Consider the following 26,850-nt stretch of genomic DNA (forward strand, 5'->3'; position numbering starts at 1 on the left):
GGTCGGCCGTACGGCCGTCCTCCGGTGGCGCGCGTCCCGGGCAGGCGGCTTGCTGGTGTCCGGAGCCGACATGAGGAGGCGGACCGGGCATGCAGGCAAAGGCGCCGGGGCAGCAGCCCCTGCAGACCCCGCGGGCCGCCGGGCTGGCCGGCGTGGTGTTCGCGGTGCTGCTGGCCGCGGCGATCGTGCTGATCCGGCTGGGTATCCCGACGAGCGCCGACGCNCCGGCGTGGTGTTCGCGGTGCTGCTGGCCGCGGCGATCGTGCTGATCCGGCTGGGTATCCCGACGAGCGCCGACGCCGCCACCGCCACGGGGTTCACCGACGCGGCACAGCGCGGCGCGGTCAGCGCGGCCCTGGAGCTGGTGCCGTTCGCCGGGATCTTCTTCCTGTGGTTCGTCGGCGCCGTTCGGGCCCACGTCGGGCCGGTCGAGGACAGGTTCCTCGCCACCGTCTTCCTGGGCAGCGGGCTGGTCTTCACCGCCACCCTGTTCGGCGCCGCCGCGGCGGCTGGGGCCGTCCTGGCCGTGTCGCACCCCTCCGGCGCCGCGCCCTCGCCGGTCGCGTGGGACTTCGGCCGCCATCTCGCGTACACGCTGATGACGGGGTACGCGATGCGCATGGCCGGGGTCTTCGTCTGCTCCCTGTCGGTGATGGGACACCGCCTCGGCGTCCTGCCGCGCCCGCTCTCGGCGCTGGGCTTCCTGACGACACTCGTCCTGCTCTTCCTCTCCTCGAACGTGCCCTGGTCGGAACTCGTCTTCCCCGTCTGGGCGCTGGCGGTCAGCGTGCACATCCTCATGGTGGGCGGCCGGGCGGGCTCCCGGGGCGCGCCCGCCCCGGCGGCCGCTCCCTCCGCGTGACCCCGCGGCCCTCACCCGGACGGCCCGGCCCGGCGGGCGGCGCCCCGGCCCGGCTCCCATGCTGGCCAGCGGGACATGACCGCCGTCCGGGGATGACCGCGCGAGGCGCGGCGGCGCACCGGACCAGGCCACCGGAAGGGGCGGAGCGTCGATGAGGCTCGTCGTCGATCTCAACAAGTGTCAGGGGTACGCGCAGTGCGCGTTCCTCGCGCCCGACGTCTTCGCCATGCACGGCGAGGAGTCGCTGATCTACAACCCGCGGGCGGACGAGGAACAGCGCGAGCGGCTGGCACGCGCCGTCGCCGCCTGCCCGGTGCAGGCGATCACGGCCGACGGTCTGGACGGCGTGGGCGAGAACACCGCCTCCGCCCGGGAGGCGTCCGATGCCCGCTGATCACGTGGAATGGATCCGGCGCGAGGGCCGCATCGTGATCGTGGGCGCCTCGCTGGCCGGGCTGCGGGCCGCCGAGACCCTGCGCGCCGAGGGGTTCACCGGTGAGCTGACCCTGATCGGCGACGAGCCGTACGAGCCGTACGACCGGCCGCCGCTGTCCAAGGCGGTGCTGCTGGGCATGGCGTCACCGCGCCACACCGAGCTGCCGCACCGCCGGGAGATCGACGCGAAGTGGCGGCTCGGCGTCCCGGCCTCCGGCCTCGACCTGAGCGCCAAGCGGGTACGGCTGGCCGACGGGGACGAGGTCGAGTACGACCGGCTGCTCATCGCCACCGGCGTGCGCGCCCGGCCGTGGCCGAAGGAGGCGGAGGCGCGCCTGGACGGCGTCTTCCTGCTGCGCACCCGTGACGACGCGGCCAGGCTGCTGCAGAAGCTGAAGGCCGGACCCCGCCGGGTGTTCATCATCGGCGCCGGGTTCGCCGGGTGCGAGGTGGCCTCCGCCTGCCGGGAGATGGGGCTTCAGGTCACCATGGCGGAGCGCGCCGGTGCCCCGCTGGTGGGCGCCCTCGGCGGGGTGATCGGCGCGGTCGCGGCCGACCTGCAGACCGAGAACGGTGTGGACCTGCGCACCCGGGTCACGGTGACCGCGCTGGAGGGCGACACGTCCGGCAGGGTGCGGGCCGTCCACCTGTCCGACGAGAGCGTCGTCGAGGCCGACGTCGTGGTCGTCTCGCTCGGTTCGCTGCGCAACACCGAGTGGCTGACCGGTTCCGGGCTCGGCGCCGGGCCGCGCGGGATCGCCTGCGACGCGGGCTGCCGGGCCTTCGACTTCCGGGGCATCGTCACCGACGACGTGTTCGTCGCCGGTGACGTGGCCCGGTCACCGCACGCGCTGTTCGGCTACCAGTTCCTCTCGCTGGAGCACTGGGGCAACGCCGTCGCCCAGGCGGAGACGGCCGCGCACAACATGATCTGCCGGGGCGCCGACCGCCGACCGCACCTGTGGACGCCCGCCTTCTGGTCCTCGCAGTTCCGGGTGAGCATCAAGTCGGTCGGGGTGCCGCCCATGGGCGACCAGATCATGATCACGCAGGGGTCACTGGCCGAGCGCAGGTTCGTCGGCGTCTACGGGCACCAGGGCCGCATGATCGCCGCGGTCAGCTTCGACAACAACCGCTGGCTGGAGTTCTACCGGCGGCAGATCGAGCGCGGCGCCCCGTTCCCGGTGGAGTTCCCCACGATGGACCGGCGGCCCGAGGGCCGGCAGCCCGTCCCGGCCGACTTCCCCGACCCCTCCCTGCCGACCCACGGCCCCACCGTGACCCTGAGCGGCTACTCACCGGCCGACCAGCAGCTGGTATTCACCCCGGCCCGGCACTGACCGCCGCAGCGGCCTCGACGCCTTAGGACGTGTCATGACGCAAGCCCCGCTGTTCCGCCAGATCACCGACTTCGCCAACCGCGCCGACCCGTATCCGCTGTACACGGAACTCCGCAAGACGCCGGTGCTGCAGGAGGAGGAGGGCGGCCCCTACGTCGTCAGCTCCTACTACGACATCGAGGCGCTGCTCCACGACCCCCGGATCAGCTCGGACGCCGCCAACCTGGCCGCCGCCGGGGACGACGTGCTGACCCAGGTCGACGAGACGGGCGGGCTGCCGCCGTCGTTCCTGCGCCTCGACCCGCCCGAGCACGACCGGCTGCGGCGCATCGCCAACAGCGCGTTCGGGCCGCCGCACCAGCCGCGCCGCATCGAGAACATGCGGGGCGAGCTCGACGGCATCGTCACCGGCCTGATCGACGGCTTCGGGGAGGCGCGGGAGGTCGACCTGGTCGACCAGTTCGCCTACCCGTTCCCGGTGACGGTGATCTGCCGGCTGCTCGGCGTGCCCCGCGAGGACGAGCCCCGGTTCCGCTCCTGGGTCGATCCGCTGGTCGCCACCCTCGACCCGGACACCCGGCAGAGCGCCGACCCGGAGTTCGTGAAGACCGCGCAGGAGGCGCGGATGCAGCTCGGCATGTACCTGGCCGGCCTGGTGGAGCAGCGCACCAAGGAGCCGCAGGACGACGTGCTGTCCGACCTGGCGGGCAGCCGGGGCCCGGACGGCGCCATGACCATGATGGAGGTGCTGAGCACCGCGGTGCTGCTGCTGATCGCCGGGCACGAGACGACGGTCAACCTGATCACCAACGGCATGCTCACGCTGCTGCGCCACCCGGAGATCCTGGGGCGGCTGCGGGAGGACCCGGGGCTGTCGGTGAGGATCGTGGAGGAGCTGCTGCGCTACGAGCCGCCGGTGCAGATCGTGCCGCAGCGCACCTGCATCACCGACGTCGAGCTGCGCGGGACGACCATCCCCAAGGGCTCGCGCATCTGGCTGATGCTCGCGGCGGGCAACCGGGACCCGGAGCGGTTCAAGGAGCCCGACCGGTTCGACCCGGACCGCGAGGACATCCAGCACCTCGGGTTCGGCAGCGGCATCCACAGCTGCTTCGGCGCTCCCCTGGCCCGGCTGGAGACCCAGATCGCGCTGTCCGAGCTGGCCCGGCGGCTGGAGAACCCCCGGCTGGTCGAGGACCCGCCGCCGTACCGGCCGAACGCGGTGCTGCGCGGCCCGCGGCATCTGAACATCGCCTTCGACGGCCTGCGGTGACCGCTCCCGGGGACGGGGTGGGGGGCGCCGGCCGGCTGAGCCGTTGCCCGCCGTCGGCGGCGGCACCGTCCACGGCTGTCAGCAGCCGCACTCCCCTGCCAGGGGTGCCGTCAGCGGGTCGGCGTCCCGGCGCGCGGGTCCCTGCCAGGTCTCGTAGGCGAAGCCCTCGCGCGCCCAGTACTCGAAGCCGCCGAGCATCTCCTTGACCTGGTAACCGAGTTCGGCCAGGGCGAGGGCAGCGCGGGTGGCGCCGTTGCAGCCGGGGCCCCAGCAATAGGTGATCACAGGAACGGACTTGTCGAGGAGCTGTCCGGCCTGTTCGGGGATGAGCGCGGTCGGCAGGTGGACGGCGCCGGGGACGTGTCCCTGGTCCCAGGAGTCGGTGGAGCGGGAGTCGACCACGACGAAGCCGGGGTCGCCGCCGGCCGCGAGCACGGCGGCGACGTCGGAGACGTCTGCGTGGAAGGCGAGGCTCGCCCGGAAGTAGGCCGCGGCCTCGGCGGGGGCGGCGGGGGCGGTGCGCAGGACGGGGTTCACGAAGGTGTCGGTGCTCATGCCGAAGAATCTACGGCCGGTCGCCGTCCCGCTGAAGTGACGATCCACGGCCTGACCCTTGCCCGGCCGGGGATTCCCCTGCTATCCATCCAGGATGACCGCGTATTCCCCGGACGCCACCGACTGGCGCATTCTCGACGTCCTCCAGCGGGACGGCCGGGCCAGCTACGCCGAGCTGGCCCGCGAGGTCTCCATGTCACCGAGCGCCGTCACCGAACGGGTCAGGCGTCTGGAGGAGGCCGGCGTGATCCAGGGCTACGCGGCCGTCGTGGACCCCGAGCGACTGGGCCTCGCCATCATGGCGTTCGTGCGCCTGAGGTACCCGAACGGCAACTACAAACCGTTCCACGACCTGGTCGCCGTGACCCCCGAGATCCTGGAGGCCCACCACGTGACGGGCGACGACTGCTTCGTCATCAAGGTCGCCGCACGCTCCATGTCCCACCTGGAAGAGGTCACGGGCCGCATAGGCACCCTCGGATCCGTGACGACGAGCGTGGTGTACTCCTCCCCCCTGCCGCGCCGCGCCCTGGGCCGCTGACCTCGCCCCACGCGCCCGCCGGGCAGGCGGGTCAGACGCCCCGCTGCCGCAGTGACGACCCCGATCTGTCCTTCACGACCTCCAGTTGGGCGTGGATGCGGCGCCGGAGGTCGGGGACGTGGCTGACGATGCCCACGCTGCGGTCCCGTTCGCGCAGGGAGTCGAGGACGTCGAGGACCTCGTCGAGGGTCTGGTCGTCGAGGCTGCCGAAGCCCTCGTCGATGAAGAGGGTGTCGAGGCGGACACCGCCGGCCTCGTCGGTGACGACGTCGGCGAGGCCCAGGGCGAGGGCGAGGGAGGCGAAGAAGGTCTCGCCGCCCGAGAGGCTCGCCGTGTCGCGTTCGCGGCCGGTCCAGGCGTCCACGACGTGCAGTCCGAGCCCGCTGCGGCCGCGTCCGGTGCGGTCGTCGGAGTGGACGAGGGTGTAGCGGCCGGACGACATGCGCTGCAGGCGTACGGTGGCCGCGGCGGCGACCTGCTCCAGGCGGGCCGCCAGTACGTACGACTCCAGGCGCATCCTGCGTTCGTTGTCCGCGGAGGTGCCCGCGGTGAGGGCGGCCAGACGGGCCACCCGGTCGTACTCCTCGCGCAGCGGGGCCAGCCGGCGTACGCCCTCGGTGGCACGGGCCGACAGCCGGTCGAGTTCGGCGCTGCAACGGGCGGCCGCGTCGCACGCGGAGGTGGCCTCGCGCAGCCGCCGTTCGGTCTCGGCCGCCGCCCGCTGTGCCGCGGCGAGGTCGGCCGGCGGCTGCTGGGCGGCGGCAGCGGTGTCGGCCTCGGCCAGCATGGCGCGCACGGCCGCCTCCTCGGACTGCCAGGCGTCCAGGCGGTGTTGCAGCTCGCGGTGGGCCGCGTCGTCCAGCAGGGCGGCGGCCGCGGCCTGCGGGGTCTCGAAGCCCGCGCGGTAGGCGGCGTCGGCGAGGCGGGCGTCGGCATCCTTGAGCCGCTGGGCGGTGTCCTCGGCGGTGCGCGCGGCGTCGGCGGCGTCGGCGAGCTGCCCGGCCAGCCGCTCCAGTTGCGCGGCACGGGCGGCGACGCTGGCCGCGCTTCCCCGGGCCTGCGTCAACTCCTCCTGAAGTGCGGCCTGTTCGCGCTCCAGGGTCTCGCGTCGGGTGAGCCGGGACGCGGTCCGTACGGCGGCCTGCTGGCGGTCGGTCTGACGTCGCTCGCGCTCCTGCTCGGCGCGCCGCAGCTCCTCGTGGGCGGCGTGCAGGGCGGTGGCGGTGCGGCGGGCGCGCGCGTACTCCTGCTCCAGTTCGTCGGCCTCGGCGGCGAGCCGGTCGGTGGGGGTGTCGCCGGCCTCGGCGGTGGCCGCGGCCAGGGCCTCGCGCACCAGGCCGAGGCGCCGTTCGTCCTCCGCCTGCCGCTCACCGGCCCGCTGGTGGTCGGCGAGGGCGCGCTCCTCGGCCTCGCGGTCGACGTGCCCGGCGACCTTGCGGGCGGGCGCGGGGTGTTCGGTGGCCCCGCAGACGGCGCAGGGCTCGCCGTCGGTGAGGTGGGCGGCGAGTTCGGCGGCGATGCCGGTCAGCCGCTGTTCCTTGAGGTCCAGCCAGTGCGCGCGGGTGTCGAGGGTGTGCTGGGCGGAGGCGTGGGCCCGGCGCTGTGCCTGCTCCAGGTCGGCGGCCAGTTCGTCGCGGGTGCGGGCCGCGTCGAGGCGGCGGCGCGCGGGGTCGCGCCGGACGGCGAGCTGTTCGGCGCGGGTGGCCGCCTCCTGGGCGGTGTCGATGCGGGTCTGGAGGTCCGCGCGTGCGGTGTCCCACTCGGCGAGCCAGGCGTCGGCCTCGCGCAGCACCTCCTCGTCGTCCCGTTCCTGCCGGTCGAGGCCGGCCCGTTCTCCGGCGAGTCCGGTGAGCCGCTGTTCGGCGCGCCGGGCGGACTCCAGGCCGCCCAGTTCCTCGGCGGCGCGGCGGGCGGCGGCCGCGAGGCCCGCGGGGCCGGCGTCGGCGTGCTCCGCGGGGAGCGCAAGGCGCAGGCGTGCTTCGGCCGTGGCGGCGGCGCGGTGCTCGGCGTCGGCGGCCTCCCGCAGGTCGAGCGCGGGTGCGACGGTCTCCGCCTTGCGGGCGCGCCGCATCCGCTCCTGTGCCTCCTCGTGGGCGCCGGCCCGTTCCCTGAGCAGCTCGGCCCGCCGCCGTGCCTCGGTGAACCGGCTCTGCAGCCGGGTGAGTTCGCGTGCGTCCTCCAGGGTGCGCCCGGCCGCGGCGTGGCCGGACTCGGCGGCGGCGAGGCGGCACCGGGCGACGGTGAGGCGCTCCCGCGCGGTGCTGCGGGCCACCGCGGCGGCACCGAGGACGGCCTCGGCGAGGCCGGGGTCACCGGGGCTCAGCTCGGGCAGCTCCATGGCGTCGCCGGCCTCCTGCTGCATGCGGTGCGCGTCGGCGAGCAGGGCGGCGTCGCCCTCGCGCACCCGGGCCTCGGTGGCACGGCGGCGTTCGGCGAGCCGCTTCTCCACGTCGGCGAAGCGCTGCGTGTCGAAGAGGCGGCCCAGCAGGCGGCCGCGGGCCTCGGCGTCGGCGCGCAGGAAGCGGGCGAAGTCGCCCTGGGGCAGCAGCACGACCTGGCAGAACTGCTCGCGGCTCATGCCGAGCAGCTGGGTGATCTCCTCGCCGATCTCCTGGTGGGAGCGGCTGAGGTCCTTCCAGGCGCGGGCGGGGGCGTCGTACTCGCGCAGCCAGGTCTGGGCCTTGTCGACGGTCATGCCCTTGCCGCGCAGCTTGGGCCGTTCCCACGGCGGCTGCCGGGTGATGTCCAGCCGGCGTCCGGCGACGGTGAGTTCGAGGCGGATCTCGGTGCGGGTGCGGGCCTCGGCGTGGTCGCTGCGCAGGTTCATGCCCTGGCCGCTCTGCCGGGCGCCGGGCACGGAGCCGTAGAGCGCGTAGCAGACGGCGTCCAGGACGGAGGTCTTGCCCGCGCCGGTGGGGCCGTGCAGCAGGAACAGCCCGGCGGCGGACAGGGCGTCGAAGTCGACGCTCCGGGAGCCGCCGAAGGGGCCGAAGGCGGTGATGTCGAGCCGGTGCAGCCTCATCGGGCCACCTCCCGCACGGTGGCGTCGGCGCGCACGGCGTCGAAGGCCTCGCGCAGCACGGCGCTCTCCCGCTCGTCGGGTCCGGCGCCGCGCACGTGGGCCACGAAGTCGTGGGCGATCTGCTGGTCGCTGCGGCCGGCGAGCCGGCGGGCGTAGGAGACCCCGGGGTCGTCCGGTGCCCGTTCGGGGGCGAAGACGAGGCTGAGGGTGTGCGGGAAGCGCTCGGCGAGCCGGGCCATGGGGTCGGCCGGGCGGACCGGATCGGTGAGCGTGGCCTCGACCCAGGCGTCCTCGTGGCGGGCGAGACCGGGGTCGGCGAGCAGGTCCTCGAGGGTGCCGCGGATGCGGGCGAGCGGTCGCGGCACGGGGCAGTCGAGGCGCTCGGCGGTGACCGAGCCGTCGGCGGCCAGGTCGACGAGCCACATGCTCTTGCGGTGGTCGGCCTCGGAGAAGGAGTAGGCGAGCGGCGAGCCCGAGTAGCGGACGCGCTCGGTGAGGGTCTGGCAGCCGTGCAGATGGCCGAGTGCCACGTAGTCGACGCCGTCGAAGACTCCGGCCGGGACGGCGCTGACTCCGCCGACGGTGATGTCCCGCTCGCTGTCGCTGGGGCTGCCGCCGGTGACGAAGGCGTGGGCGAGGACGACGGACCGGGTGCCCGCGGCTCGGGTGACGAGGTCGGCGCGGACGCGGTCCATGGCGGCGGCGAGCACGGTCTCGTGGCCGGCCCGCTCCACCCCGAACTCGTCTTTGACCAGGGCCGGTTCGAGGTACGGCAGTCCGTAGAAGGCGACATCCCCGTGGGCGTCGGACAGCACGACCGGGGTGCCGGCGGCGGCCGGTTCGGTGCGCAGGTGGATGCCCGCGCGGTCGATGAGTCCGGCGCCGACGCCGAGCCGGCGCGCCGAGTCGTGGTTGCCGGAGATCATCACCGTGGGCACGCCGAGACCGGCCAGGCGGTGCAGGGCGTCGTCGAACAGCTCGACCGCGGTGAGCGGGGGCACCGCGCGGTCGTACACGTCCCCGGACACGACCACCGCGTCGACCGCGTGCTCGCGCACGGTGGTGACGAGGTGACCGATGAACCCGGCCTGGGCCCCGAGCATGTTCACCCGGTGGAAGGCCCGGCCGAGGTGCCAGTCGGACGTGTGCAGGACTCTCATGATCCCCGAGACTAACGGCCGGGTCCGACATCACGGGCGGTTACTCCCGTATCAGACCGTCACACCCCGGCCCACCGTTGGGTGTTATGTCTGATTAACGGTTTTCATCACCTCTGCGCGTGACGCGAACCTCACGCGTCCCCGTAGGCCTCCCCGCCGAGTTCGACGCCTGCCGTGCCCGCCGTCACATCGGCGAGCCAGGCGCGGAAGGCGTCCACCTCGGAGTCCGGCAGCCCGATCTCGATCGTGACGGCCTCGCCGTAGTGGACGTCCCGGACCTCGCGCCCGGTGGACCGCAGGTCGTTCTCGACCTTGCCCGCGCGCTGGTGGTCGACGGTCACGGTGGCCAGCCGGAAGCGGCGCCGGGTCAGGGTGCCCAGGGCGTCCAGGGCCTCGCCGACCGCGCCCCCGTAGGCGCGGATGAGCCCGCCGGCGCCGAGCTTGACGCCGCCGTAGTAGCGGGTGACGACGGCGACGACGTACCGCATCTCGCGGCGCAGGAGCATCTGGAGCATGGGCACGCCCGCGGTGCCGCCCGGCTCGCCGTCGTCGCTGGCCTTCTGCACGGAGGCGTCGGCGCCGATGACGTACGCCCAGCAGTTGTGCGTGGCGTCGGCGTGCTCCTTGCGGACGGCGGCGACGAACTCCTGGGCCTCACGTTCGGTGGCCGCCGGGGCGAGGGCGCACAGGAAACGGGAGCGGTTGATCTCGGTCTCGTGCACGCCCGCGCGGGCGACTGTGCGGTACTCGTCCTGCATCACGCCAGCCTATGCGAGGGCCGGCCCGCCCATGATCGCGGTGCGGCTCACCCCACGGGCCCGCTACGTGCCGCCCTTGCGCTTCCCGCGAGGCACGGTGAACGACGTCAGCAGGGCCGTGCCCGGAGCGAGAGCCGGCCAGCCGGTGCCGCGCCAGGCCAGCACGGCGATCGCGCAGGTCGGGAACTTCACGCCGACCCGCTCTACCGTGTCGTCCAGACCGTCGCCGGCCAGCCGCAGGACCAGCTCCTCCAGGCCCGGGTTGTGGCCGACCAGCAGCAGCGTCTCCACCTCGCGCGACACCTCGTGCACGACGTCGAGCAGGTCCGGCACGTCGGCGGCGTACAGGCGCCGGTCGTAGCGCACCGGTGGTGGCGTGCCCCACTGCGCGGCGGCCAGCTCCCAGGTGCGGCGGGCACGTACGGCGGTGGAGCACAGGGCGAGGTCGGGCAGGGCGTCGGTCTCGGCGAGGAACCGCCCGGCGGCCGGGGCGTCGCGCAGGCCGCGCGGCGCGAGCGGACGCCGGTGGTCGTCGACCCCTTCCGGCCAGGCGGACTTGGCGTGCCGCAGTACGACGAGCCGGCGCAGCGGGCCCGCGCCCGCCCGCTCGATCACGCGAGGCTCCCGAGGTCACGGGCGAGATCCAGGGCGAGCAGCCGGTCGGCGTACACGTACGTCTCGAACCGGGCACCGTCGGGCAGCCCCGGCGCGTCCGCCACGTCCCGCAGCACGGTCAGCACGCCGGGCAGGTCGAGGTCGTCCTCCCAGGCGGCCCGCAACCGCATCCGCACCTCCTCGGGCACCGGCCGGGACGGCTGCCGGGACCACCCGGCGACCGCGCGCCGCCACCCGGCGAGGGTCCGCGCGGCCTCCGCGAGACCGGCGGGGTCGAGCCGCACCGGCGTCCCGCGCGGCACGGACAGCAGACTCAGGCGCAGGGCGGCGGGGTCGGCGAGGAGCGCCGAGAGGTCCCAGGGCGGTACGGCGTCCGACGCGGCGGGGCCGGCGGACGGGGCCGGGCGTTCGCTGGGCGGTTCGGCGTCCAGGGTGGCGGGGCCGGCGGCCTCGGACGGGCCGGCGCCGGGCCCCGCACCGTCCGGGGCCCCCGCCGCGCCGTCGACCGTGTCCACCTCGCCGTCGGTCGCCCTCTGGGCACCGTCGACCGTGACCACCTCGCCGTCGGTCGCTCTCTCCGCGGCGTCGACCGCGCCCGCCTCATCCTGCCCCGCCGCCCCGGTCCAGGTCACCGGCGCCACGGTGAGGAGGGGGCCCTCGCCCCGTGGGCCCTGCGTGTCCTGGGCGACCACATGGATCACCTGCGCCTCCCCCAGGCCCGACGCGAGGTCGCGGCCGTCCTCGAAGGGGCGGATCGCCAGGGCGGTGGCGGCCGTGCGCAGTTCGGCGGGCCGGTGCGGGGCGGTGAGTATCGCCCAGACGGGGGTGCCGCCGAGCTCCAGGGCGCGGACCAGGAGGTCGGCGGTGAGGAGCACGCGCAGCGCCGTCGGGTCGAGGCCCGAGGCGTACGCCTCGATGCGGGTCAGGCCGCGCCGGGCGGGCGCGGCGGCGACGGGCTCACCGGTTCGGGCGTCGAGGATGCGCAGCACGGCCCGAGCGTAGGCGTGCGGGCGGCCGTACGCGGGCACCTTGCGCCGATTCCGGTCACCGTGGCGGGGTACCGGGGGGAATCCGCACCTGGCGGGCGCTGTTGCGACGACGAGAGATTCCCGCGCGTTCCCGCGCGACCGGAGGAGGCAGCCGTGTACGGCGACGAAGCGACGATCCGCAGGATCCTGACCGAGCTGGGCGACACCTGGGCGGTGGTCGGCCTGTCGTCGAACCGTGACCGGGCCGCGTACGGGGTGGCGCAGGTGCTCCAGCGGTTCGGCAAGCGGATCGTGCCCGTGCACCCCAAGGCGGAGACCGTGCACGGCGAGCCGGGGTACGCCTCGCTCGCGGACATCCCCTTCGAGGTGGACGTGGTCGACGTCTTCGTCAACAGCGACCTCGCGGGCGCGGTGGCCGAGGAAGCCGTCGGGAAGGGCGCGAAGGCGGTCTGGTTCCAGCTCGGCGTGGTCGACGAGGCGGCCTGGGAGCGCACCCGGGCGGCGGGGCTGGACATGGTAATGGATCGCTGCCCGGCCATCGAAATTCCACGCCTCGGCTAGCGTGTCTCACTGTCTTCTCACAATTTCCCGCTGAATATTGACATTCTGCTCTGCCGTCTGACCTGTACAGAGGCTCTTCCCAAGACAGGCAAGATCCTGGGTCAAGTTTTCGGAAACAGTCTTCTGTAAGCGCGGAAAGCTTTCCTAGCCTGTGGCGTCCTTGCTCGTTAATCCTGCGTTTACGATCTGAGAGGCCACTTGACATGGCGAAAGTCGACCATGCCGCGCCCATAGCCCCGAAGGACCAGAGCGGCGGCCCAGGCGGCGGCCTGCGCCGCGACGTCGGCCTGATCGGTCTGATGTGGGCCTCCGTGGGTTCCATCATCGGCTCCGGCTGGCTGTTCGGCGCCGAGAAGGCGGTCGTGGTGGCGGGCCCCGCGGCGATCATCTCGTGGGTGATCGGCGCGGTGGCCATCGTGCTGCTGGCGCTCGTGCACGCCGAACTCGGCGGCATGTTCCCGGTGGCCGGCGGCACGGCCCGCTACCCGCACTACGCCTTCGGCGGCCTGGCCGGCATGTCCTTCGGCTGGTTCTCCTGGCTCCAGGCCGCGACGGTCGCGCCGATCGAGGTCGAGGCCATGATCGGCTACGCCAAGCACTGGCAGTGGGCCGAAGGGCTGCAGCGCGCCAACGGCACGCTCACGACCAGCGGCATCGTCGTCGCAGTCGCCCTGATGGCCCTCTTCGTCGCGGTCAACTTCCTCGGCGTCCGGGTCCTCGCCCACACCAACAGTGCCGCCACCTGGTGGAAGATCGCCGTCCCCCTCGCGGCGATCTTCGTCATCGCCATCGGCAACTTCCACCCGGGCAACTTCACCTCGGAGGGCTTCGCGCCCTTCGGCGCCAAGGGCGTCCTCGCCGCCATCAGCTCCAGCGGCATCATCTTCGCCCTGCTCGGCTTCGAGCAGGCGATCCAGCTCGCCGGCGAGAGCCGCAACCCCAAGCGCGACCTGCCCCGCGCGACCCTCGGTTCGGTCGCCATCGGCTCGGTGATCTACATCCTGCTCCAGGTCGTGTTCATCGTCGCGCTGCCGCACAGCTCCTTCGCGCACGGCTGGGGCAAGCTCGACTTCCCGGGCATCAGCGGCCCCTGGGCCGGTCTGGCCACCCTGGTGGGCCTCGGCTGGCTGAGCATCGTCCTGTACGCCGACGCGATCATCTCCCCCGGCGGCACCGGCCTGATCTACACCACCGCCACCTCCCGCATCTCCTACGGCCTGGCCAAGAACGGCTACGCGCCGAAGGTGTTCGGCAAGACGGACTCGCGCGGCGTGCCGTGGTTCGGCCTCGTCATCTCGTTCGTGACCGGCGTGATCTGCTTCCTGCCGTTCCCGAGCTGGCAGGAGCTGGTCAGCTTCATCACCTCGGCGAGCGTCCTGATGTACGCGGGCGCGCCCCTGGCGTACGGCGTCTTCGCCGACCGTCTGCCGCACCACGAGCGCCCGTACCGCCTGCCCTTCGGCAAGGTCATCTCGCCGCTGTCCTTCGTGGTCGCCAACCTGATCATCTTCTGGTCGGGCTGGGACACCCTGTGGCGCCTGGGCTTCGCCATCCTGATCGGCTACATGCTGCTCGGCTCCTACGCCTGGTACGCCGTCCGCAAGAACCTGCCCGACGCGCCCCGGCTGGACTTCAAGGCCGCGCAGTGGCTGCCGCCCTACCTGGTCGGCCTCGGCGTGATCTCCTACCTGAGCACCTTCGGCGGCGACGGCACCATCCCGCTGTGGTGGGACATCCTGGTCGTCGCGGTGTTCTCGCTCGGGATCTACTACTGGGCCAAGGCCACCGCGTCGAAGCCCGAGGCGATCGAGCGCAGCATCGACGAGGTCGTGGTCACGGACGCTCCGGCGCACTGACCACTCGCGATCGCTGACGGTGTCCCGTCGGCCGCGGCGCTCCGCCGTGGCCGACGGGACACCGTCGTCCTGGGGGCTCGTTCAGCCTCTCAGGAGGTCTCCGGCTCGCCGGTCCGCTCGGCCAGGCGGTGGTCGGCCACCTTCAGGGCCTCGTCGACCAGGCGGCGCAGATGGCCGTCGCGCAGCGCGTAGACCACGCGGCGGCCCTCCTTGCGGGTGGTCACCAGCCCCGCCAGGCGCAGCCGGGCCAGATGCTGGCTGACGGCGGGGCGGGCGGCGGCGCACGCCTCGGTGAGCGTGGTCACGTCGGCCTCGCCGGCCGTCAGGGCGTGCAGCAGGGTGAGCCGGGTGCGGTCGCCGAGCAGGGCGAGGAGCTCGGCGGCGACGGCGAACTGCGTGTCGCCCGGGGTGCGCGGCTGCTCATGATGCGCAGGTGATAGGTGCATGCGTGCGCTCATACGCACATAATGACTCCGTGGGCGCCCCCGCGTCCATCTCCCGGCACCACCGGAAGGGGATCCACGTGAGCGAGCGGCACGCACACCACCCGGGCGGCGGGCACCCCCGTCACCAGGGGCACGCGCCCCACGACCACGGCCACCGGCGCGATCACGACCACGGCCACGGCGATGGCCACCGTCACGGCCGCCCCTCCCCCGGTTCCCGCGGCCTGCGCCACCGGCTCGGCCATCTGCTCACCCCGCACTCGCACCAGAGCGCCGAAAAGGTGGACGCCGCGCTGGAGTCCTCGGCGCGGGGGATGCGCGCGCTGTGGGTGTCGCTGGCCGTGCTCGGCGCGACCGCGCTGATCCAGGCGGTGGTGGTCGTCGTCTCGGGTTCGGTGGCGCTGCTCGGGGACACGGTGCACAACGCGGCGGACGCGCTGACCGCCGTACCGCTGGGCGTCGCGTTCGTGCTGGGCCGGCGGGCGGCGACCCGGCGGTTCACCTACGGCTACGGGCGGGCCGAGGACCTCGCGGGTCTGGTGATCGTGCTGACCATCGCCGCCTCCGCCGCGTTCGCGGCCTGGGCGGCCGCCGGACGGCTGCTCGACCCGCGTCCGGTCGCGCACGTGCCGGCGGTCGCGGCGGCCGCGCTGGCCGGGTTCGCGGGCAACGAGTGGGTGGCCCGGTACCGGATCCGGGTGGGCCGGGAGATCGGCTCGGCCGCGCTGGTCGCCGACGGCCTGCACGCCCGCACGGACGGGTTCGCCTCGCTAGCCGTGCTGCTCGGCGCGGGCGGATCGGCCCTGGGGTGGCGTTACGCCGACCCGGTCGTGGGTCTGGCGATCACCGCGGCGATCGTCCTGGTGCTGCGGGACGCCGCGCGGGAGGTGTTCCGGCGGGTGCTGGACGCCGTCGACCCGGCGCTGGTGGACCGGGCCGAGGAGGCGGTGCGGACGGTGCCGGGCGTGCGCGGGGTGGGCGAGCTGCGGCTGCGGTGGATCGGGCACCGGCTGCGGGCCGAACTGGCCGTCGTGGTCGACGGCGAGGCGACGGTGCGGCGGGCGCACGCGATCGCCGTCGAGGCCGAGCACGCCCTGCTGCACGCCGTGCCGGGGCTCACGGCCGCCCTGGTGCACGCGGACCCGGCCCCGGCGCCGGGCGAGCGGGACCCGCATCTGGCGCTGGCCCATCACCTGACGGCCTGAGCTCTGGCCCATCACCTGACGGCCTGAGCTCTGGCCCACCACCTGACGGCCTGAGCTCAGGCGACCCCGAGCCCCTCGATCACCTCAGCGCCCGGCAGTTCCGCGAGCGCCTTGCCCGGGATCAGCAGCTTGCCGCGCCGGCGCCCGCTGCCCACGAGGACGTAGGGCAGGTCGGCGACGGCCGCGTCCACCAGCAGCGGCCAGCCGGCGGGCAGCCCGACCGGGGTGATGCCGCCGTACTCCATGCCGGTCTCGCCGGTCGCCGTGTCCATCGGCGCGAACGAGGCCTTGCGGGCGCCGAGTCGGCGGCGCACCACGCCGTTGACGTCGACGCGGGTGGTGGACAGGACCAGGCACGCCGCGAAATCGGTCTCGCCGCCCCGCTTGCCCGCGACCACCACGCAGTTCGCGGACTTGTCCAGCAGCTCGCGGCCGTAGTGCTCGACGAAGACGGCCGTGTCGGCCCAGCGCGGGTCGGTGTCGACGTAGACGATCCGGTCGGCGGGGACGCCGCCCCGCCAGTGGCGTACGGCGTCGGCGACGGGGGCGACCAGCTCGTCCAGGCAGTCGGGGGCGGGGGTGGCGGTGTCGAATTCTCCGATGGGTGCGCGCATGGCCGCACGCTAACAAGGCCGCGCCCTCCGCCGTGGCGGCGTCTCAGCTCACGGGCGGCACCGAGACCGCCATCACCATCAACATCGGGACGTCCCCGGTGTTGGCGTACACGTGCGGGATGTCGGCCTCGAACGAGGCGCTCGCGCCGGCCGGTACGCGGTACTCCTCGCCGTCCACGGTGAGGGTCAGTTCGCCCGCGGTGACGTGGACCAGTTCGACGGTGCCGCCGGGGTGCGGTTCGGAGGGGCTGCGCTCGCCCGGCATCAGCCGCCAGTCCCACATCTCCAGCGGGCCCGGTGCCTCGGTGCCGGCTAGCAGCGTGTTGTAGCTGCCGGCCTCGGTGTGCCACAGCCGCACGGCCCGCTCGGCGGGGACGATCCGGACCTTCGGACCGCGCTCGTAGTCGAGCAGGGTGGTCACGCTGACGCCGAGCGCATCACCGATCTTGACGACGGTGCCGATGCTCGGGTTGGTGCGGGCCTGCTCGATCTGGATGAGCATGCCGCGGCTGACACCGGCCCGGGCGGCGAGCACGTCCAGGGTGAAGCCGCGCACCGCGCGCCAGTGCTTGACGTTGCGCGCCAGGGACTGGGTCAGGAGTTCGAGGTCCGACACGTTCCGTCCGGTTCCGTCCAGTAGCGGGAGAGGGAGAGGGGGCTGTTCGAAGAGAAAAGAAAACGGGCGCGAGACTTGGGGTCAAATATTGTGGTCGACACAGTTCACTGAAAAGAACTACGGTGGGATGCACCCGCTTGTTCACCGAACTGTACTGCGAGGCATACGTGACCGCGTTCTTCGCCCTGACCACCAGCCTCCTGTGGGGTCTGGCCGACTTCGGCGGCGGGCTGCTGACGCGACGCACTCCCGCGCTGACGGTGGTGGTCGCCTCCCAGGCGATCGCCGCCGCGGTGCTCGGTGTCCTCGTGGTGGCCACGGGGGGCTGGAGCGAGGTGGGCCCGCGCCTGTGGTTCGCGGTCGCCGCCGGCCTGGCCGGTCCGGTCGGCCTGCTCTCGTTCTACAAGGCCCTGGCGCTGGGCCCGATGGGCGTCGTGTCGCCGCTGGCGACGCTGAGCGTGGCCGTCCCGGTCGGGGTGGGGCTGGTGCTGGGCGAGCGCCCGGGGGCCGTGCAGGTCGCGGGCATCGCGGTCGCCGTCACCGGCGTCGTCCTCGCGGGCGGCCCGCAGTTGCGGGGCGCACCGGTGCAGCGGCGGACGATTCTGCTCACGCTGGTCGCGGCGCTGGGCTTCGGCACCGTGTTCGCGCTGATCACGGAGGCCTCGACGACGGTCGCCGGCCTGTTCCTGTCCCTGTTCGTGCAGCGGGTGACGAGCGTCGCGGCGGGCGGCGCGGCCCTGTACGCCTCCGTCCGGCGCCGCGCCCCCGCGCTGTCCCAGGGCGGTGCGGCACTGTCCTCGCTGCCGGCGCTGGCCTTCGTCGGGCTGGCGGACGTGGCGGCCAACGGCACGTACGCGGTCGCCGCGCAGCACGGCCCGGTCACCGTGGCAGCGGTGCTGGCCTCGCTCTACCCGGTGGTCACCGCGCTCGCCGCCCGCGGTTTCCTCAGCGAGCGGCTGCGCGCGGTCCAGGCAGCGGGCGCGGGCCTCGCGCTGGTCGGGACGCTGCTGCTGGCGTCCGGCTGACTCGGCCGTCGACCTCACCGTCACCGGGAGACGCCGCCGCCGACGACCCGCCATCGGCCTCCAGGTCACCGGAGAACGACCGCCGACGACCCGCCGAGTCAGCCCTCGGCCTCCAGGCGGGCCAGCCGCTCCGTCCCTTCCTCGTCCAGCTCGGCCAGCGCGCGCAACTGCTCCGGCGTGATCCCGTCCGGCAGCGGCACCGGCGCCGGGGTCCGCAGCGGCGGCTGCCAGCCGTCATCGGGGGTCCAGCGGCGTACGACCCGGGCGGGGGCTCCCGCCACCACGGCGTGGTCGGGCACGGTGCCGCGCACCACCGCGCCGGCCGCAACGACCACGTTCCGGCCTATCCGGGCGCCCGGCAGGATCACCGCGCCGGTGCCGATCCAGCAGCCCGGGCCGATCTCCACCGGTTCCATGCGTGGCCACTGCCGGCCGATGGGCTCGTGCGGGTCGTCGTAGGAGTGGTTGGTCGAGGTGACGTAGACGTAAGGGCCGAAGTAGCAGTCGCTGCCGATCGTGACCGTGGTGTCGGCGATGACATGGCTGCCCCGGCCGAGCACGACGCCGTCGCCGATCCGCAGGATCGGGTCGGGGCCGAGGTCCAGGTCCGGCATCAGGCCGGCGGTGAGGGTGACCTGTTCGGCGATGATGCAGTGGGAGCCGAGGTGGATCCATGGTTCGCCGAAGACCGTGCCGAGCGGGAAGGCCAGCCGGGTGGCCTCGCCGATCGAGCCGAAGTGGAGGCCGCCGGGGTTCTCGGCCGACACCGAACCGGTGCGCTGCACCCACGCCCAGGCCGCGTGGACGGCGCGCTGCGCTACGCGGCCCCGCCACGATGAGAACGTGTTCTTGCTCTTCGGCACGGGCTCAAGTTACTCGGCGGGAGCCTCCCGCATGAGGGCGGGCTGCTGTGATCTTTGCCCCACCGGTGTCGTACGGTGCGGGAGACGTGTGGTGCGCAGCACGTGGAGTGCGCAGCACCGGTGATCCGAGGAGAGCTGATGACACACAAGGCGATGATCGTGGGTTTCGGCGGGAAGGAGCCCCGGCTCGACGGGGACGTGTTCGTGGCGCCCACGGCATCGGTGATCGGGGACGTGACGCTCCGTCCGGGCGTGAGCGTCTGGTACGGCGCCGTGCTGCGCGGTGACGTCGAGAGCATCGAGGTCGGCGCCAGTAGCAACGTGCAGGACAACTGCACCCTGCACGCCGATCCCGGGTTCCCGGTGCGGGTCGGGGAGCGGGTGTCCATCGGCCACAACGCCGTGGTGCACGGGGCGACCGTGGAGGACGACTGCCTCGTCGGGATGGGAGCGACCGTGCTCAACGGGGCCGTGATCGGGGCCGGTTCGCTGGTCGCCGCGCAGGCGCTGGTCCCGCAGGGGATGGTCGTTCCGCCCGGGTCGCTGGTCGCGGGGGTGCCCGCGAAGGTGAAGCGAGCGCTGTCCGAGGAGGAGCGGCAGGGGGTCACCCTCAACGGGACCATGTACGCCGAGCTGGGCAAGGCGCACCGCGGGGTGCACGAGTAGGCGGGGCCTACTCCCCGGCGCCCACCGGTTCGGCCTCGCGCTGGTCCTGCCGCTCCAGCTGGGCCTTCTTGGCCCGCCGCTTGATGACCAGCGCGGACGCCAGGCCGATCAGGACCGCTGCCGCCAGGCCCACGTACGAGAAGCGCTTGAGCCAGTCCTCGGCGACGACGCCGACGTAGTAGATGACCGCCGTGGTGCCGCCCGCCCAGCAGATGCCGCCGAGGACGTTGGCGATCAGGAACTTCCAGTACGGCATCTGGAGCACGCCGGCGAGGGGGCCGGCGAAGATGCGCAGCAGGGCGACGAAACGGCCGAAGAAGACGGCCCACATGCCCCACTTCTCGAAGGAGCGCTCGGCGGTGGCGACATGGCCCTCGCTGAAGTGCTTGGGGAACTTCGCGCCCAGCCAGGCCAGCATCGGGCGTCCGCCCTTGCGGCCGATGGCGTAGCCGATGGAGTCACCGATGACGGCACCGGCGGTCGCGCAGACGCCCAGCACGACGGGGTTGACGCCCGTGTGCTGCGAGGACATCAGAGCCGCCGACACCAGGACGATCTCACCCGGCAGCGGGATGCCCAGACTCTCCAGGCCGATCACCAAGCCGACCACGGCGTAGACCGCGGCCGCGGGCACCGTGTCGAGCCATTCCTGCACGTGCACCGCGGGTACCTCCCCTGTCGCCGATCCTGACCGCCCGGGCGTGGCTTGCGCAGCGCGCCCCATGGGAAGGCTACCTGGTCGACTGTGTACGGCGGTTTCCGCGCACGCGCCCCACGGCACCGTCCCGCCCTCGCTCCGTCGGTTCCCGGACACCCCGGTGTCACGCGGGAGGGGAAGGCTCCCGGAGGTCTCGCCGCTCCGCCTCCCCCAGGTCCCTGCCCAGGGACCCACCGCGGAAGGACGACTTCCCCGTGTCCCGACTGTCTCCGCGCACCCCACTGTCACCCCTCGTCCGACCGCCGTCGGCGACATCGCCGGCACCGCAGCCTTCGGCGACCTCGGAGCCGGGGTCTACGGCGCCGGCGGTGCTGCCCCCGGCGGTCCCGCAGGCCTCGGCGGTCCTCGAGGCCCCGGCGGCGGCGCTGCCCTCGCCGGGGGCCGAGCGGCGGACGGCGAGCCCCTGCCACCGAGTCGTGGACTCGCCTCGGCCGGCCTCGCGGCACCGGGTGACGGCGCCGCCTCCGCCGGGCTCGCGGCCTGAGGCGACAACCCCGCCCGCACACCCCCCGGTGATGGTTCCGTCCTCGCCCGGCTCGGCCGGCTCCCTCCCCGGGGCTCCGGTGCGCCGGGGCTCGTTCATGGCGGCCCGGCCGGTCCGGCTCGCCCTCTGTCTGGCGCCCCTGCTGCTCGCGGGGGGCTGGGCTCTGGCCAACCGGCCCGTGGCCTACGAGGGTGTCGTACGGCTGGCCGCCGCGGACCCCTGGTGGCTGCTGGCGGGGGCCGCGCTCACTTGTCTGACCTGGGTGGCCGCCGCCTGCTGTCGGCAGGGCGCGCTCCCGGACCGGCTGCCGGCGGGGCTGCTGCTGGCCTCGCAGTTCGCGGCGGGCGCGGCCAACCACGCGCTGCCGGGCGGCCTGGGCGCGCACGCCGTCACCCTGCGCTTCCTGCGCACCCGCGGAGTGCCGCTGCACCGGGCGACCGCCTCGATCGGCCTCTACTCCCTGGCCAGGTGCGTCGCCAGGACGCTGGTGCTGCTGCTGTTCCTGGCGTGCACGCCCGCCCGAAGGCGGCTGGGCGACCTGCTGCCGGACGGCGGTCTGCTGCCGGCGGCCGCCGTCGCGGGCGGTGTGCTCGCCGTGGCGGGGCTGGTCCTTATGGCCGTACGGCCGCCGCGGCGCCCGGTGACGCGGTTCGTCGGGGCCGCCCTCACCGACGCGCGGGTGGTGCACGGGCGTCCCCGCCGGGTGCTGGCGCTGTGGGGTGGGGCGGTGGCGATGCCTCTGGTCCAGGCGGGCGTGCTGGTGTGCGTGGGGGCCTCGCTCGGCCTGGGGCTGCCGTGGCACCACGTGGTCCTCGCCCAGCTGGCGGCGGGCACCGCGGTCGGCGCGGTGCCGTCGCCCGGTGGTCTCGTGGTGGACGCGGCACTGGTGTGGACGCTGGTCGCCTTCGGCGGCTCGCCCGCGCTGTCCGCCGCGACCGTGATCGGCTACCGACTGCTGACCGACTGGCTCCCCCTGCTGCCGGGCGCTCTGGTGCTGTCGGCACTGATCCGGTCCGAGGTGCTGTGAGCGGGGGTCGCTCGTGTGGGGCGCACAGGGACCAGGTGCCGGAGAGCCGAGGCGGTGGAGTCGCGGACAAGTCCGGCGGGGAGGCGGTGGGCGGCGCACAGGCGAAGCCGGTGCCGGCGGCCGGACCCCGGACCGAGCCGGCGGAGCGCTCCTCACTCGCGCCGGGCCACCAGGCGATAGGCGTTGCACAGGCCGAGGCGTCGGGACAAGGGGCGGATCGCGAAGCGGTCGAGGAGGGTTGCCGTGACGAGGGCGGGTACAGCCGCCAGGAGGAGTGCGGTGCGGGTGGTGCGGCGCAGGGCGCCGGGGGGCTCGGGCAGCCAGGGTGCGTCCTCGCGCGGGGCGGTGTGGTCGAGGGCCAGCCATACGGCGGCGAGGAGGTCGACCGGGTCGTGCGGCTCGGCGTGCTGTTCGGCGACCACGGTGAAGCCGAGCGCGGTCAGTCGCTGTCGCAGGTTGGCGGCCGGGACGAGGTGCAGGTGCTGCGGCTGGAGCCAGGGCAGCCACCAGCGGCCGAGCAGGCGGGCGTAGCGGCTCTCCGGGTCCGGGACCTCGATGAGCAGGTGGCCGCCGGGGCGTACGACCTCGTGGGCGGCCCGGAGTTCGCGGTCCGGGTCGGTGCTGTGCTCCAGGTAGTGGAACATGCTCACCACGTCGTAGCGGGCGGCCAGTTCGGGGGCGAGGTCGGGGAAGGCACCGCGGTAGGCGTGTGCCACCCGCCCCTCGCGGGCGGCGAGTTCGACGCCGTCGGTGAAGTCGAGGCCGTCGAACGTGGTGCCGGGCAGGACGGCTCGGGCGGCCCCACAGAAGTGGCCGTGGCCGGTGCCGACGTCCAGCCAGTTCTTCGGGGTGGGGTCGTGGGGCGCCATCGCCTCAGCCCGGTCCCGGTACATCGCGGTGCGGCCGCCGAACGTGCCGCTCATGCGCTGTTCGCCGAGGCCGTCGTAGAAGTCGCGGTAGTAGAACTCCAGCCCCTCCGCCGTCAGTCGGGGGTTCTGGAAGACGTGGCCGCAGTCCGCGCAGCGGTCGAGGGTGAAGTGGCCCGGCTTGTGCTGGAGCAGGTCGGTGGTGCGCAACCGGACCGCCAGCCGGGCGGAGCCGCACCAGGGGCAGGTGGTACTCCGGGGGCCGAGGAAGCGGTCGGTGCCGCCGGCCAGGTCGGTCCGGTAGGCGGGCCGCAGGGCGGCGATCCGCTCGGCGTTCTTGCCGGGTTCTCTCATCATCGGCCCTCCTCGGCCTGTCGTCCGCTGCTGTCGGCCGCCAGTCGTTCGAGGTGGGCGGCGGCCGCGCGGGCCCCGCCCGCCGCGCGGAACGCGGTGCGCACCCGGGCGGCGGCGGCCCGGTGGACGCGGTCGTACAGGACGCGGTCGAGGGCCGCGCCCAGCCGGGGTGCGGTGACCTTGCCGAACCTGACGCGGACCCCGGCGCCCGCGTCCACGACCTGCGCGGCCACCACGGGCTGGTCGTCGCGGATGGGCGCCACCACGAGCGGCACACCGTGCCAGAGCGCCTCGCACACCGTGTTGTGACCGGCGTGGCACACCACCGCGTCCATCCGTTCCAGCAGCGGGAGTTGGGGCACGGACGGCAGGATCAGCACGTTCTTGTCCGCCTTGTCCGCTCCCCGGGTCCGCGGCGCAGGTGCTCGGCCCGCCTCGCCGTCGGACAGGGTGCCGCCCGGGTCGACGAGCACCGCCTGCACCCGGTCGGCGCGCTCGCCCAGGGCGGCCCGGCACTCCGCGAGGAAGCGGCGGCCTGCGTCGGCGTTGGCCGTGCCCAGGGTGACCAGGACCTTCGCCCGGCCGGAGTCGAGCCACTCCCAGGGGAAGCCGGGGCCGGCCGGGCGGTCGGCGAGGGACGGGCCGACGTAATGGATGCGTGGGCCCAACGGCGCTTGCGGGCCGATGAGTTCGGGTGTGCTGAAGACCATCAGCAGATGGGGCGAGTAGCGCGGGTCGGCGGTGCCGACCGGGTCACCGATCCGGGCGCGCAGCTCGGCCAGGCGCTCCCGCAGCCACTCGGCGACCTTGGGCAGCCCGTCGTAGGCGCCGGCGAACTCCGCCGAGGTGGTGGCTGAGGTCGCCCAGGGCAGGCCCAGCCGTTCGGCCACCAGGGCGCCGGCGAACGCCTGCTGGTCGACGACCAGGACATCGGGGCGGAAGTCGGCGACGGCCGCGTGGACGCCGGGGGCCATCGCGTCGGCGAGCGGCACCAGGTACCGCTCCCACAGGAACCTCAACGCCTCCGCGCCTCGCAGCCCCGGCGGCCGTACGGCGCCGTCGACGCCCGGCACCGGCCCCGCGCACGCGTGGACGAGGGCGTCCCGGCCCGCGAGCCGGCGCACCAGCGACGGGTCGGCGCACGCCCAGGCCACCCGGTGTCCCCGTGCGGTGAGCCTGGCGGCGACGCCCACGGCCGGGTTGACGTGTCCGACCAGCGGCGGGACGACGAACAGGAACCCGCTCACCGCGTCCCCGCCCGGGCCCCGGCGCCTGCGCCTGCGCCTGCGCCCTCGACGGAGCGGATCAGGTCCAGGACGTGCCCGCCGACGGTGCCGGGCGCCTCGACCAGCACCGAGTGCTCGTGGCCCGGCAGGACGACCGGCCGGAAGTCCGTGAGCAGCCTCTCCTTCAGCGGTACCAGGTCCACCAGGTCCGAGTCGCCGCCGTACACGCCGAGGACCGGGCAGCGTACGGCCCTGATCTGCGCCTCGGTCAGCACCCGGCTCGCGGGGATGTCGCGGCCCAGGGTGGTCTCGCGGGCGAGCCGGGCGGCGCCCTTGGCCAGCCGGGCGGTGTTGTGGCCGCGGTTGGCGGTGATCCAGGCGATGGCGTCGGGCTCGTTGTGCGCGAGCTGGGTGACCACGCGGCGCAGGATGCCGCCCATCTTGACGGCCCAGGCGGCGGTCGCCGGTTCGGACTCGATCAGGGTGAGGCTGGCGGTGCGCGCTGGCCGGCGGGCGGCGAGGCCGAAGGCGACGGTGCCACCGTAGGAGTTGCCGACGAGATGCACGGGCCCGGTGATCCCCAGCCGGCCCAGGAGCGCCTCCAGGTCGTCGATGTTGTGGTCGAGGGTGTAGCCGTCCGGCGGGCGTTCACTGCGGCCGTGCCCGCGCAGGTCGTACATGACGACGTCGAGGCCGGCCGCCGCGAAGGCGGGGGCGACGGTGAAGTAGTAGCTGGCCAGGCTGTCGGTGAGCAGCCCGTGCACGAGGACGACGGTGGCGCGCGGTGCGCGCCCGTCCCCCGGGCCGGTCCGCTGGACGTGCAGCCGGATCTCTCCGGCGTCGATCATCGCCATGGGTCAGCCCGCCTCCGTGCTCCGCAGGCTCCGCACCACGTACTCGACGAGCCGTCCCACGGTCAGCTCGATGATCTCGTCGAACTCCATGCCGGCCAGGAACTCGGCGAGGTTGACCCGCCGTCCGTACCGCTCCTCCATCAGGGCCGCCAGGGTGACCAGGTCGATGCTCTCCAGTTCCAGGTCGCGGTTGAAGGTGGTGGACGGGCCGATCTCCGCGTCGTCCTCGCCGTACTCCGCGAGAAGGGTGCGGAGCATGCCGGTGATGTCGGCGAGGACGGCCTCGGTCGTGGGCTGCGCGGGCAGCGGCTGGGTGGGGTTCATCGGGCGTACTCCTCGGCTGCGTCGTCGTGTTGTCCGTCGTGAGCCGCCGGTCCGGTCGTCCAGGCCACGACGTAGGCGCGCGCCGGGAGGGCGGGCGGGTTGCCCGTCCGCGCGCAGTGCACGGTGTAGGCGCGCTCCAGGCGGCCGGCGACCACCAGCCGGCCGCCGTCCGGTGCGGTCTCCAGCACCGTGAAGTCCCTGGGGCGGCCGCCGAATCCGACGCCCTCGGCCTTGGCCACGGCCTCCTTGGCCGCCCAGAAGCGGGTGAACCACAGGGCCTCGGCGTCGGGGTCGTCGGCGGACCGCGCGCGCAGCAGCCGGAGTTCGTCCCGGCCGAGGGCGGTGGCGAGGGTCGCGGGGTCGCGTGCGCTGACCTCCTCGATGTCGATGCCGGGGCCGGGGTGGGGGGCGTGCGGCCGTACGATCGCGACGCCCGCCTCGGCCCGGTGGGCGAGGGAGACGTCCAGCGGGGGCAGGGCGCGGCCGTGCACGCCGGTGACGTACGGGCGGCCGAGTTCGTCGTTGCCGACCTGTATCTCCGCCGGGAAGACGGGTCCTTCGCCCTGCCGCCACAGCCACTGCCGTACGGCGTCCTTGACCGCGATCCGGCCGAGCAGCCACTGTCTGCGGCCGCGCGGCGGGCGTTCGGCGTACCGGGTGCGCTCGGGGCCGCCGAGGGAGTTGCGCATGATCAGCTCGCGGGAGGCCAGGTCGGGCCACCGTTCGTGCACCAGCGCCCAGCCCCCGGGGTGCGCCTCGGAGAGGGTGTGGCGCTCCGGGAAGCGTTCGACGGGCCGGGTGCGCGGGTCGTTGTCGAAGCGGCGGTCCTGCCAGCCGGTGAGCCGGGCCCACACCCGGCCGTCGGCGGTCAGTTCCGCGTCCGCCTCCAGGACGGTGTCGCTGAGCGAGGTGACGCGCAGCAGGCAGGTGACCCGGGTGCCGGGTGCCGGATGGGGCCCGTGGAAGCGCAGGTGCCGTATCTGCACCGGGAAGACGACGGTCCGCTCGGTGCGGCTCGCCATGATCCAGTAGCCGAGGAGCTGGCCCACGTTGTCCAGCAGCGCGCCGGGCGCGGCCGGCGCGGTGATCACTCCGCGGATGTGCCGGTCGCCGATCCCGGTGAGTTCGCTGACGCCCTGGAAGGCGGGGCCGTGGAACATCCACCGGTCGCGGTAGAGCTGGGCGGCGGTGTGCTCGGGGTGACGTTCTGGGGCGTCGAGGCGCGGGCCTGACGGGGGCGGTGCCGGGTGGCGCGGGGCGAGTTCGACCACGGCGCGGGCCGTGGGCCCGAAGGTGACGGCGACCCGGTCCGCGTGGCCCGGGTCGGGGGTGACCGTGACGGGCACGTCGACGGGGGGTGTCGCGGTGAGCCACCGGTCGAACCGCGCCCCGTGCACGGCGACCGCGCGCAGCCCGGGCGCCGCCGCCTCGGCCGCGTCCATCATGTGCCGGACGATCGTGGTGGCCGGGACGACCGGCCAGCGGTCCGCCTCCTCCGGCCAGCCGGGCCGCTGCGGGAAGAAGCAGTGGTCCAGCAGGTACGGCATGGCGCGGGTGGAGACGCGGACGGTCGTCGTGACGGGAGTGGGGAGGGC

27 protein-coding genes are annotated in these 26,850 nt (G+C 74.2%); 11 read left to right on the plus strand and 16 right to left on the minus strand.

The features are described 5' to 3' along the window. Positions 1-241 precede the first annotated feature (241 nt). From V7E45_RS21480 to V7E45_RS21495, 4 genes are all read left to right on the plus strand, one after another. Positions 242-862, plus strand: a complete 621-nt coding sequence (locus V7E45_RS21480) for a hypothetical protein (protein WP_333775827.1) — start codon at positions 242-244, stop codon at positions 860-862. Between the two features lie 151 nt (positions 863-1,013). Beyond that, positions 1,014-1,256 carry a ferredoxin gene (locus V7E45_RS21485; RefSeq protein ID WP_333775828.1) on the plus strand — a complete coding sequence of 81 codons (243 nt, stop codon included), beginning with the start codon at positions 1,014-1,016 and terminating at the stop codon, positions 1,254-1,256. After that, entirely contained in the window at positions 1,246-2,637 is a 1,392-nt protein-coding gene (locus V7E45_RS21490) for an NAD(P)/FAD-dependent oxidoreductase (protein ID WP_333775829.1), read from the plus strand. The genes V7E45_RS21485 and V7E45_RS21490 overlap by 11 nt, the downstream gene beginning before the upstream one ends. Positions 2,638-2,671: 34 nt before the next feature. After that, complete coding sequence (locus V7E45_RS21495) at positions 2,672-3,910, plus strand: cytochrome P450 (RefSeq protein WP_333775830.1); 1,239 nt, start codon at positions 2,672-2,674, stop codon at positions 3,908-3,910. A 78-nt stretch (positions 3,911-3,988) separates the two neighbouring features. Here the strand turns inward: V7E45_RS21495 and V7E45_RS21500 are convergent, their stop codons facing one another. Next, complete coding sequence (locus V7E45_RS21500) at positions 3,989-4,465, minus strand: rhodanese-like domain-containing protein (RefSeq protein ID WP_333775831.1); 477 nt, start codon at positions 4,463-4,465, stop codon at positions 3,989-3,991. A 94-nt stretch (positions 4,466-4,559) separates the two neighbouring features. Here V7E45_RS21500 and V7E45_RS21505 point away from each other — a divergent pair, with 94 nt between their 5' ends. Then, entirely contained in the window at positions 4,560-5,006 is a 447-nt protein-coding gene (locus V7E45_RS21505) for an Lrp/AsnC family transcriptional regulator (RefSeq protein WP_333775832.1), read from the plus strand. Positions 5,007-5,037: 31 nt separating this feature from the next. On the opposite strand, the gene V7E45_RS21510 is transcribed toward V7E45_RS21505, so the two are convergent. From V7E45_RS21510 to V7E45_RS21530, 5 genes are all read right to left on the minus strand, one after another. Continuing rightward, positions 5,038-8,028, minus strand: coding sequence for an SMC family ATPase (locus V7E45_RS21510; protein ID WP_333775833.1), 2,991 nt, complete (start codon positions 8,026-8,028; stop codon positions 5,038-5,040). Next, entirely contained in the window at positions 8,025-9,188 is a 1,164-nt protein-coding gene (locus tag V7E45_RS21515; RefSeq protein ID WP_333775834.1) for an exonuclease SbcCD subunit D, read from the minus strand. Before V7E45_RS21515 ends, V7E45_RS21510 begins: the two co-directional genes overlap by 4 nt. Before the next feature lie 131 nt (positions 9,189-9,319). Beyond that, positions 9,320-9,946, minus strand: coding sequence for a YigZ family protein (locus tag V7E45_RS21520; protein ID WP_333775835.1), 627 nt, complete (start codon positions 9,944-9,946; stop codon positions 9,320-9,322). A 63-nt stretch (positions 9,947-10,009) separates the two neighbouring features. Beyond that, positions 10,010-10,561, minus strand: a complete 552-nt coding sequence (locus V7E45_RS21525; RefSeq protein WP_333775836.1) for a SixA phosphatase family protein — start codon at positions 10,559-10,561, stop codon at positions 10,010-10,012. Beyond that, positions 10,558-11,550, minus strand: coding sequence for a hypothetical protein (locus V7E45_RS21530; RefSeq protein ID WP_333775837.1), 993 nt, complete (start codon positions 11,548-11,550; stop codon positions 10,558-10,560). The genes V7E45_RS21525 and V7E45_RS21530 overlap by 4 nt, the downstream gene beginning before the upstream one ends. 153 nt (positions 11,551-11,703) lie before the next feature. Between V7E45_RS21530 and V7E45_RS21535 the strand changes: the two genes are divergently transcribed. Then, entirely contained in the window at positions 11,704-12,111 is a 408-nt protein-coding gene (locus V7E45_RS21535; RefSeq protein ID WP_333775838.1) for a CoA-binding protein, read from the plus strand. Positions 12,112-12,314: 203 nt separating this feature from the next. Continuing rightward, positions 12,315-13,967 (plus strand): APC family permease, encoded by a 1,653-nt coding sequence (locus V7E45_RS21540; RefSeq protein WP_333775839.1) that lies wholly within the window; start codon positions 12,315-12,317, stop codon positions 13,965-13,967. 89 nt (positions 13,968-14,056) lie between these two features. Here the strand turns inward: V7E45_RS21540 and V7E45_RS21545 are convergent, their stop codons facing one another. After that, positions 14,057-14,425 carry an ArsR/SmtB family transcription factor gene (locus V7E45_RS21545; RefSeq protein WP_333775840.1) on the minus strand — a complete coding sequence of 123 codons (369 nt, stop codon included), beginning with the start codon at positions 14,423-14,425 and terminating at the stop codon, positions 14,057-14,059. Positions 14,426-14,490: 65 nt separating this feature from the next. Between V7E45_RS21545 and V7E45_RS21550 the strand changes: the two genes are divergently transcribed. Continuing rightward, entirely contained in the window at positions 14,491-15,618 is a 1,128-nt protein-coding gene (locus V7E45_RS21550) for a cation diffusion facilitator family transporter (RefSeq protein WP_443056125.1), read from the plus strand. A gap of 56 nt (positions 15,619-15,674) precedes the next feature. On the opposite strand, the gene V7E45_RS21555 is transcribed toward V7E45_RS21550, so the two are convergent. Then, positions 15,675-16,232, minus strand: a complete 558-nt coding sequence (locus V7E45_RS21555) for a YbaK/EbsC family protein (protein ID WP_333775841.1) — start codon at positions 16,230-16,232, stop codon at positions 15,675-15,677. Positions 16,233-16,275: 43 nt separating this feature from the next. After that, the gene (locus V7E45_RS21560) at positions 16,276-16,848 is read right to left on the minus strand and encodes a helix-turn-helix domain-containing protein (RefSeq protein WP_333775842.1); all 573 of its coding nucleotides are present in this window, start codon (positions 16,846-16,848) and stop codon (positions 16,276-16,278) included. Positions 16,849-17,015: 167 nt separating this feature from the next. Between V7E45_RS21560 and V7E45_RS21565 the strand changes: the two genes are divergently transcribed. After that, on the plus strand, positions 17,016-17,873 hold the full coding sequence (locus tag V7E45_RS21565; RefSeq protein WP_333775852.1) for a DMT family transporter: 858 nt from the start codon (positions 17,016-17,018) through the stop codon (positions 17,871-17,873). Between the two features lie 98 nt (positions 17,874-17,971). Here V7E45_RS21565 and V7E45_RS21570 read toward each other — a convergent pair whose 3' ends face one another. Further along, complete coding sequence (locus V7E45_RS21570; RefSeq protein WP_333775843.1) at positions 17,972-18,736, minus strand: acyltransferase; 765 nt, start codon at positions 18,734-18,736, stop codon at positions 17,972-17,974. 138 nt (positions 18,737-18,874) lie between these two features. Here V7E45_RS21570 and V7E45_RS21575 point away from each other — a divergent pair, with 138 nt between their 5' ends. Further along, positions 18,875-19,402, plus strand: a complete 528-nt coding sequence (locus V7E45_RS21575; RefSeq protein ID WP_333775844.1) for a gamma carbonic anhydrase family protein — start codon at positions 18,875-18,877, stop codon at positions 19,400-19,402. A gap of 7 nt (positions 19,403-19,409) precedes the next feature. Here the strand turns inward: V7E45_RS21575 and V7E45_RS21580 are convergent, their stop codons facing one another. Continuing rightward, complete coding sequence (locus V7E45_RS21580) at positions 19,410-20,063, minus strand: DedA family protein (protein ID WP_333775845.1); 654 nt, start codon at positions 20,061-20,063, stop codon at positions 19,410-19,412. Positions 20,064-20,635: 572 nt separating this feature from the next. Between V7E45_RS21580 and V7E45_RS21585 the strand changes: the two genes are divergently transcribed. Beyond that, positions 20,636-21,631: a lysylphosphatidylglycerol synthase transmembrane domain-containing protein gene (locus V7E45_RS21585; RefSeq protein WP_333775846.1), complete on the plus strand. Its 996-nt coding sequence runs from the start codon at positions 20,636-20,638 to the stop codon at positions 21,629-21,631. 152 nt (positions 21,632-21,783) lie between these two features. Here the strand turns inward: V7E45_RS21585 and V7E45_RS21590 are convergent, their stop codons facing one another. The 5 genes from V7E45_RS21590 to V7E45_RS21610 all read right to left on the minus strand — a co-directional run. Beyond that, the gene (locus V7E45_RS21590) at positions 21,784-22,851 is read right to left on the minus strand and encodes a class I SAM-dependent methyltransferase (RefSeq protein WP_333775853.1); all 1,068 of its coding nucleotides are present in this window, start codon (positions 22,849-22,851) and stop codon (positions 21,784-21,786) included. Further along, entirely contained in the window at positions 22,851-24,098 is a 1,248-nt protein-coding gene (locus V7E45_RS21595) for a glycosyltransferase (protein WP_333775847.1), read from the minus strand. Before V7E45_RS21595 ends, V7E45_RS21590 begins: the two co-directional genes overlap by 1 nt. Beyond that, positions 24,095-24,931 carry an alpha/beta fold hydrolase gene (locus V7E45_RS21600; RefSeq protein ID WP_333775848.1) on the minus strand — a complete coding sequence of 279 codons (837 nt, stop codon included), beginning with the start codon at positions 24,929-24,931 and terminating at the stop codon, positions 24,095-24,097. The genes V7E45_RS21595 and V7E45_RS21600 overlap by 4 nt, the downstream gene beginning before the upstream one ends. A 3-nt stretch (positions 24,932-24,934) precedes the next feature. Next, entirely contained in the window at positions 24,935-25,255 is a 321-nt protein-coding gene (locus V7E45_RS21605) for an acyl carrier protein (protein ID WP_333775849.1), read from the minus strand. Beyond that, positions 25,252-26,850: 4'-phosphopantetheinyl transferase superfamily protein (locus V7E45_RS21610; protein ID WP_333775850.1), on the minus strand; the 1,599-nt coding region annotated here is incomplete at its 5' end. The genes V7E45_RS21610 and V7E45_RS21605, both read right to left, overlap by 4 nt.

Source organism: Streptomyces sp. IBSBF 3136 (genome assembly GCF_036815105.1).
Taxonomy (GTDB): Bacteria; Actinomycetota; Actinomycetes; order Streptomycetales; family Streptomycetaceae; genus Streptomyces.

Excerpts from the sequence above, each read along its gene's own strand:
- V7E45_RS21520 (WP_333775835.1), bottom strand. The coding sequence starts at position 9,946 with ATGCAGGACGAGTACCGCACAGTCGCCCGCGCGGGCGTGCACGAGACC.
- V7E45_RS21545 (WP_333775840.1), bottom strand. The coding sequence starts at position 14,425 with ATGAGCGCACGCATGCACCTATCACCTGCGCATCATGAGCAGCCGCGC.
- V7E45_RS21585 (WP_333775846.1), top strand. The coding sequence starts at position 20,636 with ATGGTTCCGTCCTCGCCCGGCTCGGCCGGCTCCCTCCCCGGGGCTCCG.
- V7E45_RS21515 (WP_333775834.1), bottom strand. The coding sequence starts at position 9,188 with ATGAGAGTCCTGCACACGTCCGACTGGCACCTCGGCCGGGCCTTCCAC.
- V7E45_RS21490 (WP_333775829.1), top strand. The coding sequence starts at position 1,246 with ATGCCCGCTGATCACGTGGAATGGATCCGGCGCGAGGGCCGCATCGTG.
- V7E45_RS21510 (WP_333775833.1), bottom strand. The coding sequence starts at position 8,028 with ATGAGGCTGCACCGGCTCGACATCACCGCCTTCGGCCCCTTCGGCGGC.
- V7E45_RS21485 (WP_333775828.1), top strand. The coding sequence starts at position 1,014 with ATGAGGCTCGTCGTCGATCTCAACAAGTGTCAGGGGTACGCGCAGTGC.
- V7E45_RS21555 (WP_333775841.1), bottom strand. The coding sequence starts at position 16,232 with ATGCGCGCACCCATCGGAGAATTCGACACCGCCACCCCCGCCCCCGAC.
- V7E45_RS21540 (WP_333775839.1), top strand. The coding sequence starts at position 12,315 with ATGGCGAAAGTCGACCATGCCGCGCCCATAGCCCCGAAGGACCAGAGC.
- V7E45_RS21575 (WP_333775844.1), top strand. The coding sequence starts at position 18,875 with ATGACACACAAGGCGATGATCGTGGGTTTCGGCGGGAAGGAGCCCCGG.
- V7E45_RS21605 (WP_333775849.1), bottom strand. The coding sequence starts at position 25,255 with ATGAACCCCACCCAGCCGCTGCCCGCGCAGCCCACGACCGAGGCCGTC.
- V7E45_RS21600 (WP_333775848.1), bottom strand. The coding sequence starts at position 24,931 with ATGGCGATGATCGACGCCGGAGAGATCCGGCTGCACGTCCAGCGGACC.
- V7E45_RS21505 (WP_333775832.1), top strand. The coding sequence starts at position 4,560 with ATGACCGCGTATTCCCCGGACGCCACCGACTGGCGCATTCTCGACGTC.
- V7E45_RS21590 (WP_333775853.1), bottom strand. The coding sequence starts at position 22,851 with ATGAGAGAACCCGGCAAGAACGCCGAGCGGATCGCCGCCCTGCGGCCC.
- V7E45_RS21500 (WP_333775831.1), bottom strand. The coding sequence starts at position 4,465 with ATGAGCACCGACACCTTCGTGAACCCCGTCCTGCGCACCGCCCCCGCC.
- V7E45_RS21495 (WP_333775830.1), top strand. The coding sequence starts at position 2,672 with ATGACGCAAGCCCCGCTGTTCCGCCAGATCACCGACTTCGCCAACCGC.